We start from the raw sequence: 24,878 nt of genomic DNA, 5'->3' as shown, positions 1-24,878 counted from the left end.
GTTGCGGGCCCGGGCCTGAGCGCCCGACAGACCGTCAGTCGCCCGCGTGGGCGGACGAGCCGGCCGGCTCCCGGCCGGTCAGGGCGCGGGCCCGCATCTCGTCCGCGCGGGAGTTGCCGAGCGCGCCCAGCAGGTCCGCGGCCCGGAGCCAGCTGGCCCGGGCCGCATCGGCGTCCCCGAGGGCCTGCTGGGTCCCGGCCAGGTGGTCGAGCACCTCGGCCTGGTTGTACCCGTCGAGCAGCTCCTCGTAGAGCCCCAGCGAGGTCCGGAAGTGGTGGACGGCCTCCTCCAGTTGGCCCAGGTGGTGGAGCGCGTAGCCGATGCTGTCCCAGGTGGCGGCCTCGCTGAAGCGGTTGCCGGTCTCCTGGAGCAGCGGCAGCGCCTCGCGGCAGGTGGCGATGGCCTCGCGGTGCCGGCCCAGCAGGGTCAGGTACCAGCCCACGGCGTTGAGTTCACGCGCGATGAGGTTGTCGTCCGCCAGGGTCCGGTAGATCGCCAGTGCGGTGCGGGCGTGCCCGAGGGCCTCGCCGTGCCGCCGCTGCCGGCCGCGGACCCAGCCGAGACTGCGCTGCGCGTTGGCCTGGGCGAGCGGCGGCAGCAGGTGGAGCCGGCGTTCGACGTGGCCGACCGCCCGGTCCGCCTCCTCGCTGCGGCCGGTCTCGGCGAGGGCGCGGGCCAGCGAGGCCGCGGTGCGGCAGATGCCCTCCGGATCGTCGAGCAGGAGGGCCGCCTCCAGCGCCAGCCGCTGCATGGCGATCTCGTCGGCCCACTGCCCCCGGGCGGAGAAGTGCGGGATGCAGTCGTGGGCGAGGCCCATCCGGTAGTGGAGCAGCCGGGGGTCGTCGCCCGTCCGCAGGGCGGCCAGGATGGTGCGCTCCTCCCGCTGGAACCAGGCCCGGCCCTGTTCGCGGCCGTCGAAGGGCAGCAGCACCGTCCCGGGCGCCGGTGCGTGGTCCAGCTCGTGGATGGGGCGGGTCTCCGACGCCCGGACGGCGGCCCGGGCGTTGTGGCGGAGGTAGTCGAGCAGCCGGATCTCGGCGGCGTAGCGGTCGTCGCCCTCCTGGTCGAGCAGGTCCCCGGCGTGCTCCCGGACCAGGTCGTGCAGGACGAAGCAGCCGTCCGCGTCACGGCTGAGCAGACTGGCGGCGACCAGGGAGCGCAGCAGGCGGCGGGCCGTCGCCATCGGCTCGCCCGCGGCGGAGGCCGCCGCCTCGGCGGAGAACACCGGGCCCGGCAGCACGGTCAGGTGGCGGAAGAAGCGGGTGGCCGCCGGGTCGAGCGCCCGGTAGGACCAGGAGAAGACGGCCCGGACGTCGGCGTGCGGGTCGTCGGTGGTGAGGGCGTCCAACCGGGAGCGGGCCCCGGTCAGTTCACCGGCGGCGACCCGCAGCGCCAGGGCGGGCTCCGCGGCCAGCTGGGCGGCGACGATCGCGACGGCCAGCGGGAGGCGCCCGCACAGGTCCACCAGCTCGGCCGCCCCGGCGGGCTCGGCGGCCACGCGCTCGGGGCCGATCCGTGCGGCGAGCGCGTCCAGGCTCTCCTCGGCCGTCCACAGGCCGAGGTCGACCAGCCGGACCTCGTCGGTGGTGGCGAGTCCGGTCAGGTGGTTGCGGGAGGTGATGACCGTGAGGCAGTGCCGTGACCTCGGCAGCAGCGGCCGTACCTGTTGCGAGTCGCGCGCGTTGTCGAGGAGCACGATCATCCGGCGGTCGGCCAGCAGCTCCCGGAACACGGCGGCGCGCTCCTCGGCGCCGTCGGGGATCGACGCTCCCGGCACCCCGAGCGCGCGGAGGAAGCCACCGAGCGCCTCGGCGGGGTCCAGCCCGGTGCCCGAGGGGTCGAAGCCGCGCAGGTTCACGTAGAGCTGGCCGTCGGGGAACCGGTCCGCGACCCGGTGGGCCCAGTGGACGGCCAGGCTGGTCTTGCCCACTCCGGCCATACCGCCCACGGCGACCACCGGCGGGTGCCCGGCCCGGTCGCCGGGGCCGCCGCCGAGGTGCCGGACGCGGGCCAGGACGTCGTCCCGCCCGCGGAAGGTCCGGAGGGCGGGCGGCAGTTGGCGGGGGACCGGCGGAGCCGTGGCGGCGGTCGCCGACTCCGGCTCCGTCGTCGCCGGAGCCGGGTCGGCGGTGCGCCGGGCGGCGGCCGTCAGCGTGCGCCGTTCGTCCTCGTCCAGGGCCAGGGCGTCCATCAGCTCGTCCAGCGTGCCGTGCCGGGGGACGCTGCGGCCGCGCTCCAGGTCGCCGATCGCCCGCACGCTGACGCCGGACGCGCCGGCGAGCCCGTCGAGCGTCAACCGGGCACGCCCGCGTGCCGCCCGCAGCAGCGCGCCGAAGGTCGCCTGCTCCATCGCCCCACACCCCCCGACCTGCTCCCTCGACGGAGATCATCTCATCCGGGCGGGTCGGTTGTCGCACCCGTCCACCGGGAGGCGGCGGGCGAAACCGCCTGCCAACCGCCGGTCAACTGCCTGGCCCCCGGGCACCGGAGGAGGAGAGAGTGGGCGCGGGGCCACAGCCGGCCCGCCGGGCGGAAGGAGCAGCACACGGTGGAGTCCCTCGCCACGCCCATGGTCGGCCGGGAGGCCGAGCGGGCCGTCCTCGCCTCGTTCCTGGCCGCGCCGCAGGGCCAGGCCCTGGTGCTCAAGGGTGAGACCGGTGTCGGCAAGAGCGCCCTGCTGGAGCACGTCGCGCAGTACGCGGGCGGCGTCGGCTACCGGGTGGTCCGGGCGGTCGGCGTCGAGGCGGAGTCGCACCTGCCCTTCGCCGGTCTGCACCAGCTGCTCCACCCCTTGCTCCCCTACGCTGAGCGCCTGGACGACGTCCACCGGGTCGCCTTCGACGTGGTCTTCGGACGCAGCCGGGAACGGGCCCCGTCCGTCATGGCCCTGGGGATCGCGGTGCTCGACCTGGTCGCGGTCGCGGCCGCGCAGGAACGCCTCCTGCTGGTGCTGGACGACGGCCAGTGGCTCGACGCGGCCAGCGTCGAGGTCTGCGGGTTCGTCGGCCGCCGCCTCGCCGGCAACACCGTGAAGCTGCTGGTCGCCCTGCGGCCCGAGAGCTCCGCCGGGTTCGACGCGGCCGCGCTGCCCGCGCTGCCGGTGCCGCCGCTGGACGGGCCCGCCGCCGAGCGACTGCTCGACGAGCGCCACCCGCACGTGGACCCGCGGGTCCGCCGCCGGGTGCTCGACCAGGCCCAGGGCAACCCCCTCGCCCTCCTGGAACTCCCGTCGTACCTGGGCGGGAGCGCCGCACGGCCCGCCCCCGCGGAGCCGGACGGCCATGAAGTCGTCCCGCTTCCCGACCGGTTCCGCCAGGTCTTCGGCGCGCGCATCGCGGCGCTGGGACCGGCCGCCCGCGCGGAGCTGCTGCGCGGCGCCCTGGACGGCGTCAACGCGGGGGCCCCGGCCGGCCCGACCGCGGGTGCGCGCTACCGCATGCGGGACGTGGACGAGGCGGCGGCCGTCGGCCTGCTGGACCAGGACCACTTCAGCGGCGAGTTCGTGTTCCGGCACCCGCTGGTGCGCTCGACCGTGGTCCGGGCGGCCACCCCGAACGAGCGGCGCGCCGCCCACGCGGCGCTGGCCGAGGTGCACCGGGACGACATCGAGCGCCGGGCCACCCACCTGGCCGCCGCCGCGGTCGATCCGGACGACGAGGTGGCCGCCGCCCTGGAGCAGGCGGCCGCGTCGGCGACCCGCCGGGGCGGCGCGGCCGCCGCGGTGACCTGGCTGACCCGGGCCGCGGAGCTGAGCCGGACCCCGGAGGACCGCTCCCGCCGGCTCGGGGACGCGGCGTTCGTCGCGGGGCACGCCGGACTGCTCGACCAGGCCCAGCGCCTGGTCGGCGCGGACAGCGCGCCCGGCCGGGCCGGGACGACGGCCTCCGCCCTGGCCTTCGCGTACGCCGTCCTCTACGAGGACGGGGACGTGCGGTCCGCCCACCGCCAGGTGGCGGCGGCCGTCGAGCGGATCGTCGACGGCGCGGCCGGGCAGCCGGTCGGCGGCGTCCCGGCGCGGACCATCGGGGGCGCGGCCGGGCGGACCGTCGGTGATGCCCCCGCGCCGAGCGAGGAACTCACCCGGCTGGTGAACCTCCTGCTGGCCGTCAGCCAGTACGCCGGCGACAGCACGTCCTGGCAGCGGACCCACCGCCTGCTGGACTCCCTGGGTGTCCTGGTCCCCCCGAACTCGCGCGTCTACCAGGACGCCTGGTGCGACGTGGTGCGCCGCGGCGCCGGGGTCGGCGAACGCGTCGCCGCGGCGTTCGCCGCCTACCCGGACCTGGACCCGTGGGACATCACCCGGCTGGGCGTGGCCGCCTACCACGTCGACGCCCTGAGCCACTACCGGACGTACCTGCGGCGGAGCGTGCAGCGCGAACTGCGGGCCGGCGCGGTGGGCACCGGCATGACCATGCTGCACCTGATCATGCTGGACCAGACCGCCTCGGGTGACTGGGAGGCGGCCGAGCGGACCGGACAGCAGGTCCTGGAACTGACCCTGGCCCACGGCCACGTCCTCTTCGCCCAGCAGAGCCGGGCCTACCTGGCCGTGCTCGCGGCGCTGCGCGGCGACCTCGACCGCGCACGGGACCTGCAGGCCGTGGTCGACCGGTGGGCCCGGCCGCGGCGGATCGGCTTCCTCACCCAGATCGCGGACACGGTGGGGACGACGGCCGCCCTCAGCGAAGGGGACTACGAGGCCGCCTACCTGTGCGCGATCGGCATCACCGCCCCCGGCGTCCTCGAACCCTGCGCGCACCAGGCCTCGCGCACCGTGCTCGACCTGGTGGAGGCCGCCCTGCACACGGGCCGTGCCGAGCAGGCCCGCCGGCACGCCCTGGCGGCCCGGGACGCCGGCCTGCCCGAGGTCTCGCCCCGGCTGGCCGTGATCACCTTCGGAGCCCTCGCCATGACGGCCGAGGACGGCACCGAGGCGGCCGAGATGTACCGCCGGGCCGAGGAGCACCCGGCCGCCGGTGACTTCCCGTTCGAGCTGGCACGCGTCCGGCTGGCGCACGGCATCCGGCTGCGCCAGCACCTGGGGCCGCGGGCCGCCCGCCCGGTGCTCGGCGGGGCCGTCGAGACCTTCGAGCGGCTCGGCGCCCGGGGCTGGGCCGAGCGGGCCCGGGCCGAACTGCGGCTCTGCGGCGCCCCGGCGCACTCCGCCGCGGCGCACCCGGCGGCGCTGACCTGGCAGGAGCGCCGGATCGCCGACCTCGCCGCCGGTGGCCTGACCAACAAGGAGATCGGCGAGCGGACGCACCTCTCGCCGCGCACCGTCAGCTCCCACCTGTACCGGGTGTTCCCCAAGCTGGGCGTGACCTCCCGCGCGGCCCTGCGGGACGCCCTGGCCGCCCTCCCGGACCAGCCGGGGGAGCAGCCCGAGCGGTAGGGGATTCCTGCTGCGCGTGCGACCTGGATCGTCAGACAGGCGCTGGGACCGGACCGCCCCGGGCTCAGAGCAGCGTGCCGCACCACACGTTCCGGGCCAGCCAGTCGTCCTGGCTGTACGAGCCCCGTGCGGGGCCGGCCGGTGAGGCCGGCAGTGAGGTGGACGTCTGCTCCGGGCGGATCCGTTCGGGCAGCGTGCGGAAGCGGGCCCGGCCGGCCTCGGCCGCGTCGTCGGTGCCGTGTTCGCGGGGCTTCACAGGGACCTCCGGCTGGCAGGTGGCGGATGTGTCGTACCCGGGGAACGTGGCAGCGGTCCGGCGGATTCCCGCGCCGGGGCGGGAGTTCCCACGACGCCGGAAGCCGACCCCGGAAGACGACCCCGAAAGCCGACCCTGGGAGGGCGGCCCTGGTGGCCGAGCCCCTCCCCGCAGTCGGTCCGGGCCCCGTGCCGGACCGGTTTGACGGTGCGTGAGGGGGCGCAACAGCCGTGGCCGGCCGGTACGACTGCGCCGACGGCGCTGCCCGACCGGCAGTCGGATGACTGATGTGGTGGTGGCCGGCCGCGGCACACAGTTGACCGGCGAGCCCCGGTCGCGGGCCCGACCCCGGTACCCGCGAATCCGCCGGGAGTCTGTGGTCCGCCCCGACCGGCGGCCGCCGCCCCGCCCGACCGAACAACGCCGTTCCCCGTCGGGCACCACACCACACCACCCCTGGGAAGGGACCTCCATGAACCGACGCTTCCTGGCCGCCCTCGCCGCCGCCGTGCCCCTCGCCGCCGCGGTGTACGCGCCCGGCGCCTCGGCCGCCGCGCCCGACTCCGCCGCCCCGCACGGCTGTACCAGCCCCGCGGTGCACGCCCCGACGGGCACCGCGGTGGAGCGGGTCGCCGCGGTCGCCCACGCCGCCGGCACCTTCGACGTACCCGCGGTGTTCCCGCAGCCGGCGGCCCAGGTCCCGGACGTCCCGGCGTTCTGCGACGTGACGATCACCCTCACCCACCCCGGCCAGGGCGACCACGCCACGGTGCGGGTCTGGCTGCCGCGGCAGAACTGGAACGGCCGGCTGCAGACGGTGGGCGGCAGCGCGTACGCCGCCGGCGACTACGGCGCGGGCCTGGCCGGCGCGGTCAAGGGCGGCTACGCCGCCGCCACCACCGACGCGGGCGTCGGCACCTACCTCGACACCACGTGGGCGCTGAAGGCCGACGGCCGGGCCGACCGGGCGCTGCTGGAGAACTTCGCCTCCCGCTCCGAGCACGAGGCCGCGGTGGTCGCCAAGGAGGTCGTCGCCGCCCACTACGACCGGGCCGCGTCCTACTCCTACTTCAACGGCTGTTCGACCGGCGGGCGCCAGGGCTACGCGGAGGCCCAGAAGTACCCGGCCGACTACGACGGCATCCTCGCCAACGCGCCCGCCGTCAACTGGGACGAGTTCGAGGTGGCCACGCTGTGGCCGCAGGTGGTGATGAACGAGGCGGGGACCTTCCCGACCGCGTGCGAGTTCAAGGCCTTCACCGACGCCGCCGTCCAGGCCTGCGACCGGCTCGACGGCGCCGCGGACGGGCTGCTGACCGACCCCGACGCGTGCGGCTTCGACCCGCGCCGGCTGATCGGCACCACCGTCGAGTGCGACGGCGGGCGGCTGACGATCACCGCCGCCGACGCGGAGGTGGTGCGCCGGATCTGGGACGGCCCGCGCACCGCCTCGGGCACGAAGCTGTGGTCGGGCGTGCCGATCGGCGCCGACCTGGCCGGCCTCGCCGGCAGCAAGGTCGACGAGACCACCGGAGAGCGGGTCGGCACGCCGTTCCCGGTACCGGCCGCCTGGGTGTCGACCTGGCTGAAGAAGCAGCCGGCCTTCGACCTCACGACCCTCACCACCGGCCGGTTCGCCCAGCTGTTCCGGCAGTCCGAGGCCGAGTACGACCGGATCATCGGCACCGACGACCCGGATCTGTCCGGCTTCCGGAAGGCCGGCGGCAAGCTCCTCACCTGGCACGGATCCGCCGACCAGTTCATCCCTGCCGCCGGCACGGTGCAGTACCGCGAGCGGGTCGAGCAGCGGATGGGCGGCGCGAAGAAGGTCGACGACTTCTACCGCGTCTTCCTCGCCCCGGGGGCGTCGCACTGCGGACTCCTCGGTCAGGGCGCCGACCTCGCCGCACTGACCGCCTGGGTCGAGCACGGCGAGGCCCCGCGGACGCTGCCCGCCACCCTGCCGACGGCCGACGGCCGGACCGTCACCCGCGACCTGTGCGCCTACCCGATGGTCCCGCGTTACCAGGGCCACGGCGACACCGCCGACGGCGCCAACTTCCGCTGCGGGCCCGCCACCCGGCGCTGACCCGTCCCCAGGCCGTCCCGGTCCGTACCCCTCTCCCCGGGGTGCGGGCCGGGACGTTTCGGTGGGGGCGGCCACTGCGCCGCCCCGGTGCCGCGCCGTGCGCGCCCGGTGGTGTCGCCCGTTGGTGGGTGTCGTCCGTTCCTGTCGGTACCCCGTGGCCTCAGTCATTCGACTGATCCCGTGGGCGACGCCCGGACCGATGCTGGAACGGTCGCCGCACGCCGGTGCAGGCCGACATCCCGCTCGGAGGGCCCGTTGTGATCCGTACTCCCGTCGTGTTCATCCATGGCGCTTGGCTGCACGCGCTGTCCTGGGAGTGCTGGGTCGAGCGCTTCACCGGCCACGGCTACCGCGCCCTCGCGCCGGGGTGGCCCGGCGAGGCCGCCACCGCGCGGGAGGCCCGCGAGCACCCGGACCGGGTGCCCGACCTCGGCCTGGACGGCCTCACCGACCACTACGCCGGGATCGTGCGCTCCTTCGAGGTCCCGCCGGTGATCATCGGGCACTCGGTCGGCGGACTGGTCGCGCAGCACCTGGTCGGCGCCGGCCTGGGCCGGGCCGCGGTGGCCCTCGCCCCGGCGCCCGTCAACGACGTGGCGCTGCGCTGCCCGGACTGCGCCTGCGCGTCCGCGCGCCTCGCCGTCCCGCTCACCCCCGAGCGCTTCCGCGACCTCCTCGGCACCACGGTCGGCGGCGCGGAGGGCGAGCGGCTGTACGACCGCTACGTCGTGCCCGCCCCGCGCCGCCTGCTGGCGGACCTCGGCTGCGGCGGCGGCCCCCGGCACCCGAGCACCTCGGCGGACACCCGGAACGCGGCCCGCGGGCCGCTGCTGCTGGTGTCGGGGCAGGAGGACCTGCTGGTGCCCGACTGCGTGACCCGCGCCGTCTACAAGGCGTACGGCGACTCCACCGCGACCACGGACCTCAAGCAGTTCGCCGACCGGGGCCACTCCCTGGTCATCGACAGCGGCTGGCGGTCCGTCGCCGACTACGTCCTCGACTGGCTCGACGAGCGGGGCGTCCGCCCCACCGCCCCGGCCCGCTGACCGGCCGGGAGCCCGATCGGGGGCCGCGCGCCTGTGCCGGCCCCCGTACTCCCGGCCGGTCCGGTCGGGAACACGACACGACCGAGGGCCCCGCCGTGGCGGGGCCCTCGGTGTGTGCGCGTGATTCGCTCTGTGCGCCGTGCGCGTCAGAACGTGTTCACCGCCGCCGCGAGTGACTCGGGCCGCGTCAGCCGGCCACCGCGCTCGCGCGGACGGTGACCGGGATGTTGCCCCGGGTCGCCTTGGAGTAGGGGCACAGCCGGTGCGCGGCGGCTCCCAGCTCCTCGGCCATCGCCTGGTCCACGCCGCCGAGTTCGAGGTCGAGCACCGCGCTGAGGCCGAACTCCCCGTCGTCGCCGTGGGTCAGCGTGGCCTCGACGGTGACGGCGGTGCTGGTCAGCCGGACCTCGCGCTCGGCGGCGGCACGCCGCACCGCGCCCAGGAAGCACGCCCCCCAGCCGGCCGCGAACAGCTGCTCCGGGTTGGTGGCGCCGCCCGCGCCGCCCAGCGCCTTCGGGATGGCCAGTGCGGTGCTGAGCAGGCCGTCGCTGGCGGTGACCTGCCCGCCGTTGCGCCCCTCGCCGGTCACCGTGACCACACCGGTGTAACTGACTGCCATGTCCTTCTCCTCGTGCGTGTCGGTCCGGCGCTCCGCGTCCGCGGTCACCGGTTCGGATGCCTGCTCCTGCTGATGGAGCGTCAGATCTGCGGTGCCGCTGCCGGGGCGGGCCGGACGCCGGGCCCCGGGAGCCGCCGCTCCGGTCCGCCTCAGCGGGTGGTCCGGGCGGCTTCCTCGATCACCTGCGCCACGGTCCCCGGATGCGACACGGCGACCGAGTGCGAGGCCGGGACGAGGGTGACGCGGGCGTGGGCGCGGCGGGCCATGAAGAGCTGGGCGGCCTCGGGGATGTTCAGGTCCTGGGTCGTGACGACGTCCCAGCTCGGCTTCTCCGTCCAGGCGGCGACGGTGGCCGGCTCCTGGAGCGCGCTCTGGGCGATCGGGCGCTGGGTGGCGGCCATGAGCGCCGCCTGGGCGGCGGGGACGTCGGCGGCGAACTGGTGGCGGAACGCGTCCGCCCGGATGTACAGGTCCGTGGTGGCGGTGCCGTCGGCCAGCGGGTAGGTGACCGGGTCCAGCGCGTCCCCGAGGGTGGACCCGGGGAACCTGCCGGACAGCTCCAGCGCCGTCTCCCCGGGCGCGGGCAGGAACGCCGCCACGTACACCAGGGCCCTGACCTGCGGGTCGTTCGCGCCGGCCGCGCTGATGACCGAGCCGCCGTAGGAGTGGCCCACCAGGATCTTCGGCCCCGGTATGTGCTGGAGCAGGCCGCGCAGCGCGACCGCGTCGGAGGCGGGGCCGCGGAGCGGGACGGCGGGGGCCACCACCGGGTACCCGTCCGCCTGGAGCCGCTTGATCACGCCGTTCCAGCTGGACGCGTCGGCGAACGCGCCGTGTTCCAGGACGATCGTCGGCCTGACGCCGACCGCGACCGGCGCGCTCGCGTTCGCGGTGCCCCCGGCCACGGCCGTGCCCAGTACGACGCTCGCGGCCGCGGCCCAGACCGCGGCCGTTGCCAGCCGGCGCTTCCGGGTGCTCTTTCCTGATGCCATGGGACAGTCCTTCCGTTCGGTACGGGTACGGGTACCGGTACGCGGGTCAGTGGGCCGATGCGGCGCCCCGAACCCGTCCGAGCGGACGGTGGGCGCCTCGGTGGTTCCACCCTCGCGGCACGGGCGGCGCCGCGGATCCGTCGAATGACGGTCGGTCCCGGCACCCGCCGACGGCCCGGCCGGGGCGAACCAGCGAGCCGCCGACTGCCCGTCACCGCCCCGCCCCGCCACCCGCGGCCGGCGAAACCCCCACCCGGCGCGGGTACTTCGTACCCGGCGGTCGACGTAGGGCCATGACGCGGGCCCTGTCCTCGGTCAACTGACGGATGCCGTACCCGCGTCCGCGCACCAGGGTGGGTGCGACCGGGCCCAGCCCGCCCCGCACCACCTCCGGAGGACCTCGTGACCGTCGTCAACTTCCAGCTGATCTCCTCGCTCGACCCGGACGCCGTGCTGGCCGTCCTCACCGACTTCGGCCCGGCCCGCGCCCAGGCGTGGCCCACCATCGACGCGGCGCATTCGCGGTGCACGGCGCGGGGGAGGGCTGGGCCGAGGTGACCGAGGGCACCGCCGCCGCCTGGGAGCGCGCCCGCTACGACTGGAAGCCCGGGGGCGACGAGGTCACCATCACCACCCTCGACTCCAAGCTCTTCGGGCCCGGCGGCGGCTGGGTCTTCCGGCTGACCCCGGAGGGCGACGGCACCCGGGTGGACGTCCGACTGACCAGGACCCCGGACACCCTGAAGGGCAAGCTGCTGGCCTCGCTGCTCCCCGTCGTCGCCCCGTCCTCCCTGCGCAAGTCCTTCGCCGGCCCGCTGCGGGCCCGCTGACCCCACCCGGCGAGGCCGACCGGGGCCGTCCCGCGCCCGGGGCGGCCCCCACACCGGTCAGCCGGCTGTCGCTCCGCGCACTCCGCGCCCGCCCCGGCGACGGAGTGCGCGGAGTTCGAGCGCGCTGAGAAGCACGACGACGGCCGGGCCCGCGTACGCGAGCGGATCCCCGAGGTGCTCGGGCACGGCCTGGTGCGCGCATCGCCGGACCGGGTGGACCGTCGCAGACCGGGTGGACAGCCGCGGACAGGGGTGGACAGTACCCGCCCCGCACGGACCTGGGAAGTGGACGCCGTCCGGCGCCAGTCTGTGCGTCATGAACCTTGCACACAGCTGGAAGGGCCGAACGGCCCGCAGTCGCCCGGCGGTGGCGGCCCGGCCCGCGGCCGCGTCGGGGGCCTTCTTCGCCGCCCCGGCAGGGCCAGCGCGGCGGTCAGTCCGTCGCCGCCAGCGTCCTGACGACCAGGGAGTCGAGGTACGCCTCGTCGATCCCCCCGATCCGGAAGAGGACCCGCAGGTAGAGCGGTGCGACGATCCCGTCCAGGACGTCCATCAGGTGCAGCTGCGGCTCCCCGCGTGCCACGGCCCGGTCGAGCATGTCCTGCAGGTCCCTGCCGCGCGGTGCGAGCACGGTCCTGGGGTCGAGGCCGGGGTCGGCACTCCCGGCGGGCAGGGCGACGAGCGCCTGTAGGAGTGCCAGGCCGTCCGGTCCCTCGATCGACGCCGCCGCCCCGTGGGCGTAGGCGACGAGGTCCCCGCGCAGTGTCCCGGTGTCGGGGATCACGGACGTGGCGGAGAGGCGCTCCACCGCGAGCTCCAGCACGATCGCGTCGGTCGACCGCCAGCGCCGGTAGATCGACGTCTGGTGGACGCCGGAGCGTTCGGCGATCTGGGCGATGGAGATCCGTGCGTGGCCGTGCTCGGCGATCAGCTCGGCCGTCGCGCCGAGCACCGCCTCCCGTACGCGGGCGCTTCGGCCGCCGGTCCTGCGCCGTACCTGGTCTTCGTTCACAGCCAAAGACTAACGCAAGAGAACTTGCGTCTATGGCTTCGGCTCACTACCGTAATTAACGCAACCAATCTTGCATTAGGAGAACGCCATGAAGCCCCTGCTCTTCGAGAACGACCCGCAGTTCTGGTACGAGACCCTCCGGGCGATCGGCCACGCGGCCTACGGAGGCTCCGACTTCGGCGAGGTGATCGCCACGGCCCAGAGGATCACCGCCGGTGACTACGACGGCTGGTACGAGGAGTGGTCCGCCACCGCCGAGCGCACCGCCGCCGAGGCCGCCACCGCCCTGGCCGGCGGCCACCGGATCAGTGCCCGGGACGCCTACCTGCGGGCGAGCAACTACTTCCGCTCCGCCGAGTTCTTCCTGCACGGCAACCCGAAGGACCCCCGCATCGCGTCCTCCTACGAGCGCGCGGTGGACACCTTCCGCTCGGCGGCCGCCCTCTTCGAGCCCCGCATCGAACCCGTCGAGATCCCCTTCGAGGGCACCGTGCTCCACGGCTACTTCTACCGGGCCCCCGGCGACGCCCCCGCGCCCACGATCGTCATGCACAACGGCTTCGACGGGTCCGCCGAGGAGATGCACTTCTTCGGGGGAGCGGCCGGCCAGGAGCGCGGCTACCACGTGCTCACCTTCGACGGCCCGGGCCAGCCGGCCGCCCGCTTCCGTGACGGGCTGCCCTTCCGCCCGAACTGGGAGAGCGTCGTCACCCCGGTGGTCGACTGGCTGATCGCCGAGCGCCCCGAGGTCGACCCCGAGCGCATCGCCCTGCTCGGCCTCAGCATGGGCGGCCTGCTCGCGCCCAGGGCGGCCGCCTTCGAACACCGACTGGCCGCCGTGATCGCCGTCGACGGCGTGTACGACCTCGGCGAAGTCAGCGTGAAGAACCTGCCGATGCCGCGCCCCGAGGCCGAGGCCCTGCTGCGCGCCGAGCACGCTCCCGAGATCGACGCCTCCATCGAGGCGCTGATGAAGACCAACCCGACCGTGCGCTGGGCCATCACGCACGGCTCCTACGTCATGGACGTGGCGACCCCGCGAGCGTTCCTCGCCTCCTACCTCGACTACACGCTCGCCGACGGCATCGCCGAGCGGATCACCTGCCCCACCCTCGTCTGCGACGCCGAGGAGGACCTCTTCTTCGACGGCCAGGCCCAGCAGCTCTACGACCGCCTCACCTGCCCCAAGACCCTCGCCCGCTTCACCGTCGCCGAGGGTGCGGGCGCCCACTGCCACACCGGCGCCCAGCGTCTCGCCATGGGCCGGATCCTCGACTGGCTCGACACCGTCCTGCGGTGACGGAGGCGGTGGCCCCCGGCCCGGTGCGGAGCCGGACCGGGGCCGGCCGCCGAACCGACGGTTCCGGGGTGGCGGCTTCGCCCCACCCCGACCCACCCCGGGAACAGCGGGCCGCGTCCCCGCGGACCTGCCGCGGTTCGGTCGGGAGCCCGCCCACCCTGAGGACAGAGCGCTGCGCGGGTGTCGCGGCCGTCCCCTCGGGCCCGCCGCACCGGTCCCTGCGTGCACCGGCCTCGTCCTCTCGTGCCGATGCCCTCACCCCCACCGGCCGAGGCGGGCCCGTCGCGACGGGCCCGGCCGCCCGACGGACGTCATCGCCGGGGGCGTGCACCGGAGTCGACCGGTGCACGCCCCCGTCCGGCGGTCAGGCCTTCGCCCCGGCGACGGCCGTGTAGAGGCCGCGCTCGGGCCGCTGCGCGCGGCCGGCCTTCGCGAGACGCTCCAACCTGGTGCGGATCGTGTTGATGTTGCCCTCGTGCGTTTCCAGGCCCAGCAGTTCGGTGACCTCGCGGGCGCGCAGCGGGCCCTCGGCCTTCGCGAGCACCGCCACCACGCTGTCCGCGTCCGCCACCTGGCGCCGGCGGTCCGACGAGGCGGTCTTGCCCTCGGCGGTGGTCGCCGGAGCCGGTGCGGCCTTCTTGGCAGGGGTCGCCGGTGCGGCCTTCTTGGCGGTGGTCGCCGGAGCCGGAGCCGCCTTCTTGGCGGGGGCCGCCGCCGGAGTCGACGTGGCCTTCTTGGCAGGCGTCCGCTTCGCCGTGGGCTTGGGCCCGCTGTCCTTGGCCGCCGCCTTCGTCGCGGTCCGCTTCTTGCCGGGGGCCGACGACGGCGCCGCCTGCTCCGCGTCAGACGCGGCGCTCTTCGCCGCCACCGCCTTCTTGGCGGTTGCCGGCTTCCTGCTCCGCGCCTTCGCCGGCGGAGCGGTGGACGCCTCCGGAGCGGCAGGCGTGGCCGGGGCAGCGGGCGCCTCCGCCGCAGCCGGTGCCGGTGCCGCCGGGGTCGGCTCCGTCGCCGCGGCCGCCTCCTGCGGTGCCTCGGCCGAAACCGGCTGCGCCTCGGGGGCGCCCGACTCGCCCCCGTCACCGATCGACACGCCGGCGAGCCCCCGCAGGCCCGCCAGCGCCTTGGCCACCGCCTCCGCCTCGGCCCTGGCGGCGGCGAGTTCCTGCTCCGCCCGGGCGAGCCGGTCCCGCACTGCGGGCAGTCTCCCCTCCAACAGCGAAATCGTCGATCCCACACCGCTGTCCGTACCGAAAGTGTTCCCGTTTCCCACAACCACTCCTACGCGTAGTCCATCACCAGTCGTGCAGTGAATGTACGGCTAGCCGGGCGGGGTGTACGAGGATTGCGGAATGTTCCATCGCACGGGGTGCCGACGGTGCGTGGCCCGACCTCGGTGGAACCCGGTGTGAAAGCGAACGCGCGGAGGGCGGGCGGGTGTTGGCGGACGGAGGCCGACCAGGGTTCCCGGCACCCGACGCGGTGCTTGAACGGCACCCCTGTCCGCGCCCCATCTCCCTTTGGCTGGAGGGGCGTTGCTCGATGGATCGGTCGAGTGGCGACCGCTGCCGGAGGCATCCGACACGGTGGAGGGGCGTACGCCGCCGAAGAGTCGCCGCACACCCCGAAGCCGCGGCCCGTCGCCCCTGCGGCGGTCCGGGCGGCAGCGGGTCCGGTGGGTGAGATTCGTGAGCGGCAGCAGCGGCACGGGGGTTGTCGCGTCCGCGCCGGGCCCCCGGGCGGCGGGGCAGGGGCGCGGACTCGCGACCCGTACGGCGCGGGGCAACTCGACGCGGCGGCGCCCCCCTCTGGGGAAACGGGGCGGACGAGCACGCCCCGGACCGCCGGACCCGGGGCAGGCCGGACCGACGGCTCGGGACGCACGCGAATCGGCCAACCAGGAGGGAATCCGGTAGCGGCCCCGCCCTCGCGCCCACCGATTGCCGTACCGTGACCGACGACGAAGTGGAGGACCTCTTGAGCGCCCAGCCCGACCACCTGCCCGCCCCGCCGTCGGCCCCGGCGCCTCGCGCCGCCGCCCAACTGCTCGTCCGCATCCACGCCGAGCCGCCCGAGCGGTCCGCCCGGTGGCTGCCGGCCTTCGAGCGGGACTGGGCGAAGGCGCTGGAGGACTCCCGCCAGACCTACGACCTCTCCCCGTTGCACGAGGTGGTCCGGACCTGGCGGTTCCGCCTGGACAGCGCACCGGCGGTCGACGCGTTCCTCGCCGCCGGCACGGACGACGAGGACGGCATCGACCTCGCCGAACTCACCGGGACGAACCCGTGACCGACCGGGTCTGGCCGGCCCGCCTGTCCCCGCAGGCGGCCAAGACCTTCGTCGACCTGCCCCGACACGCGCGGCTGACGGTCCGCGACCTGCTCGACATCGCCTACTGCACCCCCTGGGGATGGCCGCAGTGGGACGCCACCGACCTCGAAGGCGAGGACCTGCGCTGCGCCTCCGTCGGCCAGCTCAGCCTGGTCTACTCGGTCAACCGCCTGGCCGAGCGCCTGTACGTCCTCGACATCGTCTGGCTCGGCTGACCTCCGGCTCGGCTGACCTCCACCGCGCCCACAGCCTGAACGGGCCGCCCTCACCGCACTGTTGGCCGTCCGCGCCGGCCTGCGCCGAACGCTCAGCCGGCGACCCGCCACCTCTCCCGCTCCGCGAGCGACGAGACCCCGCAGAATCCGGTTCGGGAGTCCACGAGGATCGGCCGGCATCCGGGAATCGGGAACACAGAGGTCGCCGAGTCGGCGTCACCACCGTTGCCGGGCATCGGTTTCACTGTGGCACGCGCCCACCGGCTGCGGGTCGACCCCTTGTGGTGGGCCCGCGTCCACGAGCCTCCCGTGTGGGGACCTGCTCGGCCGTTCGCTCCGGGTCGGGCGCGGCCGTCCGGGGCCGGTCAACCGGTTGGACAGCCATCGCCGCAGGTGGCAGGCTCCGCTGTCGTGGAGATACTCGATGTCCTGACCGGCCTGGCGCGGACCGGGCACCTGGGGCCGGTCGCGAACGGGGTGATTCTGGCCTCGGTGACCGCCGAGTTCGGCGAGCCGTGGGTGGGTGCCGTCGGGCACCTTGACGAGTGGCCCCGACTGGTCGGCTACGGGGACCTGGAACTGGCGGTGTGCCGCTGCGGAGCCGTCGTGCTCGTCTGCCTCCAGACCTGGCGAGAAGTCATCGACCTCCCACCCGCACTGGCCGGCCGACCGGCCCTTCCCGGACAGCCGTACTACACCGACGTCATCGCCGCCCTGGACCGAGCCGGTTGTCCTTGGCGGCCGTACCCGGCACTCACCTTCGAGGGTCAGCGCTCGGTCGAGGCCGAACCCTCCGGCGCCGTCTTCACCTTCGAGATCGTGGACGACGAGGAGCCGGTCCTGAACGTCGTGTGCCTGCCGCCCCATCACCACGACTGTCCCACGACCGCCGCGTAGCCCGGGAGTTGACGCGGGTGCAGGCCATCCACCGTGACCACCCGCTCTCCCCGCAGGGACGCCGAACCGTCAGGCTCCAGGCTCACGGTCCTGGGAATGAACGGTCGCTGTCTCGGCTGAGCGCCGACCAGTTGCGGCGCGCGGCGGCCGAGCCGGACCGGGCGCGGGCACGGGTCGCCGAGCTCGACGGAGGCGGGGCGGCCGCCCGGGAGCGGCTGCACGAGACCGGACGGGCCGGGCACGTACTCGGCTTCCTGCTCCGCCGCCACGCCCCCCGGTCGACGTCGTCCACGGGGAGGACGAGCTCCCCGACGCGGGGGACCGGTGCTACGGCCCGCCGCGCTGCCTGACTCCCGAACAGGTCCGCGCCGTCGCGGACGCGCTCACGGCTTTGTCCCCCGGCGCCCTGGTCGACGGGGTCGACCCGGCGGAACTCGCCGCCGCTGTCGCGCTGCCCGCCGGCTGGACGGAGGAGGACGCGCCGCACCTCGCCTCCGGCCACTACCGGGCCCTCGCCGACTTCCTCCGGACGGCGGCCCGCTACCGGCAGGCCGTGCTCGTCTGGACCGAGTAGGGCACCGACCGAGTAGGGCACCGCCGCCGCATCCCGCGCCGAGAAGGCTTCGCCGCGGGTGCGCGGGCAGAGGCGGTCGGCCCGCTCCCGCTCCACCCGGTCGCCGGTTCCGGCGGCCCGGGCGGGGGCGGTGGTAGCTTGCGGGCGTGGATCTCTTCGGACGGTCATGGGCGGCGCTGCGGGCCGCGGTGGACGGGCTCGCGGAGGAGGACTTCGCCGAGCCGTCGGGTTGTGCCGGGTGGCTGGTGCGGGACTTGGTGTGCCACCTGGTGATCGACGCCCAGGACGTACTGATCACCCTGGTCACCCCGTCCCCCGCGGAGCCGACCCGGGACGCGGCGTCGTACTGGCAGGTGTCCGCCGAACCGCCCGACGGCCAGGACCCGTTGGACGCGCTGACCGTCCGGCTGGCCGCCGCCTACGGGGACCCGGGGCTGCTCCGCCTCCACCTCGACGACGTCGGCTCCGCGGCGGGGCGCGCCGCCGAACTCGCCGATCCGCGGTTTCGGGTGGCCACCCAGGGGCAGGTGCTGACCGCCGGTGACTACCTGGACGCCTACGTGCTGGAGTGGACGCTGCACCACCTCGATCTGGTCGCTCACCTGCCGCACCTGCCGGGCCCGCCCGCCGAGGGGCTGGCCGGGGCGCGTCGGTTGCTGGAGCGGATCGCCGGAGGAGCGTTCCCGGCCTCGTTCGCGGACGCGGACGCGCTGCTGGTCGGCACCGGGCGGCGGGCCGCGACCCCGGCCGAGCGGACGGCACTCGGGGCGCACGGGGCACCGGGGACGAAGATGCCGCTGGTCCTCGGGTGAGCCGGGCAGCCGCAGCGGCCCGCCGCCGACCGGTGCGGTTCGGCCCGATTGTCGGTGGCGCCTGCAAGACTGCCGCCGTGTCTGTCCCGCGCCCGGGAGCCGCACCGTCGTCGTCCGGCAGGAACCACTGGAGGAACACACATGACGCAACTGCTGAGGGTCCAGAACTTCGTCGTCTCGAGTGACGGCGTCGCGGCCGGCGAGGACCAGAGCTTCGAGCGCCCGTTCGGCTTCGACCACCCCGAGCGGCTGTTCTCCTGGGCCGGCGCGACGGCGAGCTGGCCGATGCGCACCGACCCCGGGGGCAGCCGGGGCCTCGACGACTACTTCACCCGCGACTACCCCCGCGACATCGGGGCCGAGATCATGGGCCGCAACAAGTTCGGGCCCCAGCGCGGGCCCTGGCAGGACCACGAGTGGCGCGGCTGGTGGGGGGACGAGCCGCCGTTCCGCACCCCGGTGTTCGTCATGACCCACCACACGCGGCCGTCGTTCACGCTCTCCGACACCACGTTCCACTTCGTCGACGGCGACCCGGCCACGGTCCTGGAGCAGGCGCGGGAGGCGGCGCAGGGCAAGGACGTCCGGCTCGGCGGGGGAGTCACCACCGTCCGGGAGTTCCTCGACGCCGACCTCGTCGACACCCTGCACGTGGCGGTCTCGCCGCTGAAGCTCGGGTCCGGCCTGCGGCTCTGGGAGTCCCCCGACGAGCTGCTCGACCGCTTCCACCTGGACGTCGTGCCCAGCTCCAGCGGTGTGACGCACCATCTGTTCTGGCGGAAGTGACACAGCCCCGGGGCGGCCCCCACCGGCCGCGGTGCCTCCCCGGAGCCGCCCGCCGAGCACGGTGACCACGGCGGGCGGGCCCGCTCGGGCGTCCTGCACCGGTACGACGGCGCCTGCCGCGCCGGCCGTCCCGCCCGTCCCGCCGCCGTCCCCCGTGGGCGAGCCTGGCCCAGGACGGCGTCGTGGGCCCGCGGACCGGTGACGTCATGGTCTCGCCCACCAAGGACGTGTTCCCCTGCTACGCCTCGCTGCCCACGCTGCGGTGACCCCCGGCGCGTGGCGCCGGTAGCGGCGGCCGCGGCGGTGGGCACCGGGTGTGCTCATCGCCGCGGCCGCCTACCGGTGTTGGGGGGAGGGCGGGCCCGGATGGTCTTGGCACGGGTGGCAGGCGTAGTTGAAGATGCAATGAGCTTGACCGCACCGTAGGAAGACCTTTCGAGGAGGAGTCCCGCGATGACCGTCCACCTGAAGCGCCTCACCGCCGTCGCCGCCACCGCGGCCGCCCTGCTGCTGGGCGGAGCTCTCGCCCAGCCCGCCGCCGCCGTCGAACTCCCGCACGCCCCGGTGGCCTACTTCGCCGCCGGAGCCGACCTGACGGGCACCAGGTTCCCGGTCGACACCGGCAGCACCGGCTGCCGCGCGCTGCCGTCCCCCGCACTGTCCGCGGTGGACTTCACCGAAGTGGACATCAGGGTCTACTTCACCGCCGACTGCCGGACCGGCCTGCCCGGCAAGCCGAGCGACCTGTCCTACGTGCTGGGCAGCCTGCACTGGGCCGACTTCCCGTTCCCGGCGCTGAGCTACGAGGTCGTTCGCTAGGGTCCGGCGAGGAGCCCGCCGCGGTCCGGGTGTCGCCGCGAGCCGGCGGCCCGGACCGCGGCGGGCGAGGGTGGACCGTCACCGGGGACGTCGAAGGCATCCCGCGCCCAGGACCGGCCACCCGCCCGCCGCGTCACCGACCACCCGGCGCGGCGCGCTACCCGGCCGTGGCGGGGTAGCGGGGTTCGTCGCCCCGGGCGACGGAGAGCAGGTTCTCCGCGGCCATCTCGGCCATGCGCCGGACGGCCTGGGTGCTGAGGTAGGCGCAGTGGGGCGTGACCAGGAGCCGGTCCGGGACGAACTCCAGCAGTCCGTACGGGTCCTCGGCCGGGTCCGGCGTCGGTTCGGTGTAGTAGCCGTCGAAGGCCGCGCCGGCGATCAGGTCCTCGGCGAGCGCGGTGCGCAGGGCGTCGGGGTCGACGAGGGCGGCGCGGGCGGTGTTGATCAGGAAGCCGTCGGGGCCCAGCGCCGTCAACTGCCGTGCGCCGATCACGCCGTCGTTGACGCCCGGCTGGTGGGGGAAGTGCAGGGTCACGACCTCGGCGGCCTCGAACAGGTCGTCCAGGGAGGCGACCGCGGTGTAGGGCAGCCCGTCGAGCTCCGGGCGGTGCGTGCGGTTCCAGTACAGGACCTCCATGCCGAACGCGGCGTGCGCCATCCGGGCCACCTCGCGGCCGATGTGGCCCATGCCGGCCACCCCGAGTCGGGCGCCGACCAGCGAGGGCGTCGCGTCCTCGCTCCACAGCCCCGCCCGCACGCCCGTCACCCGGCGGGTCACCCCGCGGACCAGGTCGAGCATCTGAGCGACGGTGAACTCCGCGACGGCCACGGCGTTGGCGTGCGGGGTGTAGCAGAACCGGGTCGGCGAAGCGCCCTCGGGTACTTCCATGAAGGAGCCGTAGCCGGTGCCCATGAAGCACGCCACCGCGAGATCCGGCAGCCGGTCCCACGCGTGCGCGGACATCACCTCCGACCCGCCCAGTACGTAGCCCCAGGCGCCGTGCAGCGCCTGGACCACCTTGTCCTCGTTCAGGTCGCCGGGGAGCGACTCGACGGTGAACCCGCCGGCTTCCAGCTTCCGTACCACCTGGTCCGGGAAGGTCGCCCCGGTCACGACCACCCTGCGCCTGTCCATGCTCGGCTCCTCGGTCGACTCTGAGCGCGGCACGCTCCGCCCCCCCGGCGGCGCCGCGGGCCCCAGCCTACGGGCGGCGGACCGGATGTCTCCGCCGCTCCGGAGGAAGTCGTCCAGGCGGTGGAACCGTCTGGTCTCTCCTGCGCGGCCGACGCGCACGGCTCGCAGGACACCCGAGCGCGGAGGACAGCCGGCCCCGGGTTCTCCGGCCGGAAGCCGGTCTCGCGGCGCGGAGATCGCTCCGACAGGTGGACATCGGGGTCTGTGTAAGGAAGGGCACCACAAGCAGGGTTCTGGGCCGGGAACGCCCGAGCCCCGGCCTCCCACTGGTGCTCCGGTCGGCGGATGACGGGGCGACAACCGAGGCGAGACGGGAAATCTTGTGGTCTTCACCGCCTCGAATGACGGTCCCTCACCGTACGGCGCCGAAGGATTTCCGGTCTACACGCCGCTGCGCCTCGACGGCGAGCTCGGTCAGCTGCGCCGGGTCGATCCGGTAGCGGTCGGGGTGGGCCGCGAGATGGGCCCGTGCCGCCTCGCCCGCGCCGCCGGGCGCGGCCTCTGCCAGTCCGGTCACCAGCTGCGGAGCGGCGGTGCCCTCCCCGGCCACCAGGGCGGGGACGGGATCGGGTTCGGCCCCCGGGCCCGGGGGCGCGGCCAGGGCCGGTGCGGGGCTCAGGGTGAGCGCCAGCGCCAGGCTCAGGGCGGCGCCCGCGCCGAGCGCCTTGGGGGTGGGGCGGGAACGGTGCTGCACGGCGGTCCTCCACGGTGATCGGCAGCCGGTGGCAACGCCGCTGACGGGGCGGCGAGGTGACGATGGATCACCAGATGCTCGATCGCGGCCGTCGGGCCCGTCCAGACCGTCGGGCGAAAGGGCAGCGCGCGGCGCCAACTCCTGCGCACGGGCGCAACCGCCCCGTGTCCGAACGGGCACGAACCGCCCCCGCCGGCGGAAACCGCCCCCGCCGGTGAACCGACCCCGCTCCCACCCCGTACGGCCGCCGCCCGGCGTGCGCGGCAGCGCCGGCCCGCCGACCGATCAAGGCCGGTGGCCCTCGGCAGGGTCGGGGAGCGGTCGCGGCCCGCGCGTACGGCGGCCCGCGACCGCGTCGGGAGCGGCGAGGCCCGGCGGCACCCGGGCGTGTGTGGGTCAGGGGTAGGAGACGCCGCTGCTCTGCCAGGTGGTGGCGTCGACCATGGTGGTGGCGGCGAAGCTCTTGGCGGCTCGCTGATGCCGGCGGTGGGAGCCCGGTAGCAGCGAGCCGTCAGCGGGGCGTCAGGTGGACCTGGTCACGCGGGTTCCACGCAGTACAGGGCGGCGCGGGCGGTGTCGGCGTCGATGCCGGGTGCTCCGGTGACCCGGATCCGGGCCCGCTCGCCCGCGAGCAGGGTCAGGAGGCCTCGGTCGGCGACCGCGTCGGGTGCCAGCCGGTCCGCCTGCAGCAGCAGGTCGCGGACGAGGGTGTGGGCGGTGACCACGATGTCGCGGGCCGTGTCGTCGCCGGCCACCGGCTCCACGGTCAGTTCGAACTCGGGCCGCGCGTAGTCGAACCGCTTGTCCGGTACCGGGAAGTGCACCGCACGCAGGTCGTCGGCGTCGGCGGCCAGGAACTCCTTGGTCGAGCCGGCCGTCGGGGCCAGCGCGTTCGGTACCGGCAGGCGCAGCACCGAGCGGGCTTCGACGGTCACCGGCAGTTCGGTGGTCGTGGTGGTGGTGCCGTCGGCGGAGACCCTGCGCAGGGTGACGACGGTGTGCCAGGGCTGGGCTGCCTGGTTGGCCAGGGCGACGGTCGGGGCGGCGTCGCCGGTGGTGGGTTGGAGGGTGATGAGTCGGTCGGCGAAGACGCGGCGCAGCTCGTACCAGAGCGGCTTGAGGCGGCCGTCGCCGTCGATGGCGGCCCAGGAGGAGACCGGCCAGCAGTCGTTGAGCTGCCAGACGACGGTCCCCGCACAGCGGGGCCAGTGGGAGCGCCAGTGCTCGATGCCGGCGGCGACGGCGCGGGCCTGGACGACCTGGGTGAGGTAGTGCCAGCGGTCGAAGTCGGCGGGGAGGTCGAAGTGGCGCTCGACGCCGCGGTCGAGCTTGCCGTTGCCGTCCTCGGCCTTCTGGTGGTGGAGCATGCCGGGGGAGTCGGCGGCCAGTTCTTCGGTGGGCAGGGCGCGGCGCAGGGTGGCGTGGGCGGGCGGGGCCTGCCAGCCGAACTCGGCGACGAAGCGGGGGACGGTGGCCCGGTACTCGGCGTAGTCCTGGCGGTTCCACACCTCCCAGGAGTGGTGGGTGCCGTGGTCGACGTCGTTGGGGTGGTGGTCCCAGCTGCCGGACCAGGGGCTGCCGGCCGTGTAGGGGCGGGTGGGGTCGAGTTCGGCGACGATGCGGGGCAGCACGCCGAGGTAGTAGCCCTCGCCCCAGGAGGCCGAGGCGAGTTCGGTCTCCCAGCCCCAGTCGCGGAAGCCCCAGAGGTTCTCGTTGTTGCCGTTCCACAGCACGAGTGAGGGGTGCGGCATGAGGCGGACGACGTTCTCGCGGGCCTCGGCCTCGATCTCGCCGCGCAGCGGCTGCTCCTCCGGGTAGGCGGCGCAGGCGAAGAGGAAGTCCTGCCAGACCATCAGGCCGAGTTCGTCGCAGGTGTCGTAGAAGGCCTCGTCCTCGTAGATGCCGCCGCCCCAGACCCGCACGAGGTCGACGTTGGCCTCGGCGGCGCGGGTGAGGCGCTCCCGGTAGCGTTCGGGCGTGACCCGGCTGACCAGGGTGTCGTCGGGGATCCAGTTGACGCCCCGGACGAACAGGCGGACGCCGTTGACCGCCAGGGTGAAGCCGCTGCCGTGTTCGTCGTCGGAGGTGTCGAGCTCGATGGTGCGGAAGCCGACGCGGCGGTGCCAGCTGTCGAGCGGCCCCTGTGCGTCGGCGAGCGTCACGTCGAGGTCGTACAGGGCCTGGTCGCCGTAGCCGCGCGGCCACCAGAGCGCGGGGTCGGGGACGTCCAGGACGATGACGGCGGTGTCCTGGCCGACCGGGAAGGCGACCGTGGCGGTGTGGTCGCCGATGGTGGCGGTGGCCGTGAGCTCGCGGGCCGCGCCGGTGGTGGTGCGCTCCAGGTCGAGGTGGAGTTCGACGGTGCCGGTGGTGCCGTTGACGGTGGTGTGCGGGCGCACCCGGGCCAGTCGGGCGGTGGACCAGCGCTCGATCCGGGCCGGTCGCCAGATGCCGGCACCGGGCAGGGTCGGGCCCCAGTCCCAACCGAAGCTCGCGGCCATCTTGCGGATGTACTGGAACGGCTCCGGATAGACGTTGGGGCGGTCGCCGACCAGGGCGCGCACCCGCTCGGCCTCCCGGTAGGCGCTGGTGAAGCGCACCGCCAGCTCGCCGGTCAGGCCGGTGGCGTCGAAGCGGTAGCCGCGGTGCATGTTGCGGGTGGAGCCGAGTTCCGTGCCGCCGAGGGTGATGGTGGCGGCGGTGTCGAGCCCTTCGAAGACCAGGTCGGTGCGCTCGTGCCGGGTGCCGTGGTCCGGCAGGTCCAGGGTGTAGGTCCAGTCCTGGCGGCTTACCCAGGCGACGTCGGTCTCGTTGGCCTCCAGGAACGGGTCCGGGATCAGACCGGCGGCCAGCAGATCGGTGTGGACGCAGCCGGGCACGGCGGCGGGGAGCCGACTCCCCGCGTGGTGCAGGGCCCAGCCCTGGTCGAGCTGGGTGACGTCCTTCATCGTGCGGCTCCATTCGCTGTGGGGGTGGTTCCGAAGGCGGGTGGGAGCAACCGTAGCCCCTCCTACTGAAC

At 75.1% G+C, this 24,878-nt stretch carries 19 protein-coding genes and 2 pseudogenes; 12 read left to right on the top strand and 9 right to left on the bottom strand.

What is annotated here, in order from left to right:
• Nucleotides 1-34 precede the first annotated feature (34 nt).
• Nucleotides 35-2,350, bottom strand: a complete 2,316-nt coding sequence (locus ACZ34W_RS19910) for an ATP-binding protein (RefSeq protein WP_465605805.1) — start codon at nt 2,348-2,350, stop codon at nt 35-37.
• A gap of 198 nt (nt 2,351-2,548) precedes the next feature.
• Here ACZ34W_RS19910 and ACZ34W_RS19905 point away from each other — a divergent pair, with 198 nt between their 5' ends.
• Nucleotides 2,549-5,395 carry a helix-turn-helix transcriptional regulator gene (locus ACZ34W_RS19905; RefSeq protein ID WP_465605803.1) on the top strand — a complete coding sequence of 949 codons (2,847 nt, stop codon included), beginning with the start codon at nt 2,549-2,551 and terminating at the stop codon, nt 5,393-5,395.
• Nucleotides 5,396-5,459: 64 nt separating this feature from the next.
• Here ACZ34W_RS19905 and ACZ34W_RS19900 read toward each other — a convergent pair whose 3' ends face one another.
• Complete coding sequence (locus ACZ34W_RS19900) at nt 5,460-5,651, bottom strand: hypothetical protein (protein ID WP_465605801.1); 192 nt, start codon at nt 5,649-5,651, stop codon at nt 5,460-5,462.
• Between the two features lie 472 nt (nt 5,652-6,123).
• Between ACZ34W_RS19900 and ACZ34W_RS19895 the strand changes: the two genes are divergently transcribed.
• Together ACZ34W_RS19895 and ACZ34W_RS19890 are read left to right on the top strand one after the other, a co-directional pair.
• Nucleotides 6,124-7,740 carry a tannase/feruloyl esterase family alpha/beta hydrolase gene (locus ACZ34W_RS19895; RefSeq protein ID WP_465605799.1) on the top strand — a complete coding sequence of 539 codons (1,617 nt, stop codon included), beginning with the start codon at nt 6,124-6,126 and terminating at the stop codon, nt 7,738-7,740.
• Nucleotides 7,741-8,015: 275 nt separating this feature from the next.
• Nucleotides 8,016-8,786: an alpha/beta hydrolase gene (locus ACZ34W_RS19890; protein ID WP_329485329.1), complete on the top strand. Its 771-nt coding sequence runs from the start codon at nt 8,016-8,018 to the stop codon at nt 8,784-8,786.
• A 187-nt stretch (nt 8,787-8,973) separates the two neighbouring features.
• Here ACZ34W_RS19890 and ACZ34W_RS19885 read toward each other — a convergent pair whose 3' ends face one another.
• Together ACZ34W_RS19885 and ACZ34W_RS19880 are read right to left on the bottom strand one after the other, a co-directional pair.
• Nucleotides 8,974-9,405 carry an Ohr family peroxiredoxin gene (locus ACZ34W_RS19885; protein WP_329491978.1) on the bottom strand — a complete coding sequence of 144 codons (432 nt, stop codon included), beginning with the start codon at nt 9,403-9,405 and terminating at the stop codon, nt 8,974-8,976.
• Nucleotides 9,406-9,554: 149 nt separating this feature from the next.
• Complete coding sequence (locus tag ACZ34W_RS19880; RefSeq protein ID WP_465605796.1) at nt 9,555-10,397, bottom strand: alpha/beta fold hydrolase; 843 nt, start codon at nt 10,395-10,397, stop codon at nt 9,555-9,557.
• 402 nt (nt 10,398-10,799) lie between these two features.
• Here ACZ34W_RS19880 and ACZ34W_RS19875 point away from each other — a divergent pair.
• Nucleotides 10,800-11,227, top strand: a pseudogene (locus ACZ34W_RS19875) (SRPBCC family protein).
• A gap of 433 nt (nt 11,228-11,660) precedes the next feature.
• On the opposite strand, the gene ACZ34W_RS19870 reads toward ACZ34W_RS19875, so the two are convergent.
• Entirely contained in the window at nt 11,661-12,239 is a 579-nt protein-coding gene (locus tag ACZ34W_RS19870) for a TetR/AcrR family transcriptional regulator (RefSeq protein ID WP_465605794.1), read from the bottom strand.
• An 88-nt stretch (nt 12,240-12,327) separates the two neighbouring features.
• Between ACZ34W_RS19870 and ACZ34W_RS19865 the strand changes: the two genes are divergently transcribed.
• Complete coding sequence (locus ACZ34W_RS19865) at nt 12,328-13,539, top strand: alpha/beta hydrolase family protein (protein ID WP_465605792.1); 1,212 nt, start codon at nt 12,328-12,330, stop codon at nt 13,537-13,539.
• Nucleotides 13,540-13,903: 364 nt separating this feature from the next.
• On the opposite strand, the gene ACZ34W_RS19860 is transcribed toward ACZ34W_RS19865, so the two are convergent.
• On the bottom strand, nt 13,904-14,773 hold the full coding sequence (locus tag ACZ34W_RS19860) for a hypothetical protein (protein WP_465605790.1): 870 nt from the start codon (nt 14,771-14,773) through the stop codon (nt 13,904-13,906).
• Between the two features lie 713 nt (nt 14,774-15,486).
• Here ACZ34W_RS19860 and ACZ34W_RS19855 point away from each other — a divergent pair.
• The 7 genes and pseudogenes from ACZ34W_RS19855 to ACZ34W_RS19825 all read left to right on the top strand — a co-directional run bounded on the left by ACZ34W_RS19855 (nt 15,487) and on the right by ACZ34W_RS19825 (nt 19,970).
• A complete protein-coding gene (locus tag ACZ34W_RS19855) occupies nt 15,487-15,825 on the top strand; it encodes a DUF6247 family protein (RefSeq protein WP_465605788.1) in 339 nt (112 codons plus the stop codon).
• Entirely contained in the window at nt 15,822-16,082 is a 261-nt protein-coding gene (locus tag ACZ34W_RS19850; protein ID WP_465605786.1) for a hypothetical protein, read from the top strand. Before ACZ34W_RS19855 ends, ACZ34W_RS19850 begins: the two co-directional genes overlap by 4 nt.
• Nucleotides 16,083-16,493: 411 nt before the next feature.
• Nucleotides 16,494-16,979, top strand: coding sequence for a hypothetical protein (locus ACZ34W_RS19845; protein WP_465605784.1), 486 nt, complete (start codon nt 16,494-16,496; stop codon nt 16,977-16,979).
• 280 nt (nt 16,980-17,259) lie between these two features.
• Nucleotides 17,260-17,553 (top strand): annotated as a pseudogene (locus ACZ34W_RS19840) (DUF1877 family protein); the annotation flags it as partial.
• Nucleotides 17,554-17,699: 146 nt separating this feature from the next.
• Nucleotides 17,700-18,365, top strand: coding sequence for a maleylpyruvate isomerase N-terminal domain-containing protein (locus tag ACZ34W_RS19835; protein ID WP_465605782.1), 666 nt, complete (start codon nt 17,700-17,702; stop codon nt 18,363-18,365).
• 141 nt (nt 18,366-18,506) lie between these two features.
• A complete protein-coding gene (locus ACZ34W_RS19830) occupies nt 18,507-19,151 on the top strand; it encodes a dihydrofolate reductase family protein (RefSeq protein WP_465605780.1) in 645 nt (214 codons plus the stop codon).
• Nucleotides 19,152-19,604: 453 nt separating this feature from the next.
• Nucleotides 19,605-19,970, top strand: a complete 366-nt coding sequence (locus tag ACZ34W_RS19825) for a hypothetical protein (RefSeq protein WP_465605778.1) — start codon at nt 19,605-19,607, stop codon at nt 19,968-19,970.
• Nucleotides 19,971-20,127: 157 nt separating this feature from the next.
• Here the strand turns inward: ACZ34W_RS19825 and ACZ34W_RS19820 are convergent, their stop codons facing one another.
• The 3 genes from ACZ34W_RS19820 to ACZ34W_RS19810 all read right to left on the bottom strand — a co-directional run bounded on the left by ACZ34W_RS19820 (nt 20,128) and on the right by ACZ34W_RS19810 (nt 24,807).
• Nucleotides 20,128-21,105 carry a 2-hydroxyacid dehydrogenase gene (locus tag ACZ34W_RS19820; protein WP_465605776.1) on the bottom strand — a complete coding sequence of 326 codons (978 nt, stop codon included), beginning with the start codon at nt 21,103-21,105 and terminating at the stop codon, nt 20,128-20,130.
• Between the two features lie 412 nt (nt 21,106-21,517).
• The gene (locus ACZ34W_RS19815) at nt 21,518-21,859 is read right to left on the bottom strand and encodes a hypothetical protein (protein ID WP_465605774.1); all 342 of its coding nucleotides are present in this window, start codon (nt 21,857-21,859) and stop codon (nt 21,518-21,520) included.
• Nucleotides 21,860-22,395: 536 nt separating this feature from the next.
• Nucleotides 22,396-24,807: a glycoside hydrolase family 2 protein gene (locus ACZ34W_RS19810; RefSeq protein WP_465605772.1), complete on the bottom strand. Its 2,412-nt coding sequence runs from the start codon at nt 24,805-24,807 to the stop codon at nt 22,396-22,398.
• Between the last annotated feature and the right edge of the window lie 71 nt (nt 24,808-24,878).

The organism is Kitasatospora sp. NPDC022856 (genome assembly GCF_055561235.1).
This window is presented reverse-complemented; position numbering and strand designations above follow the sequence as displayed.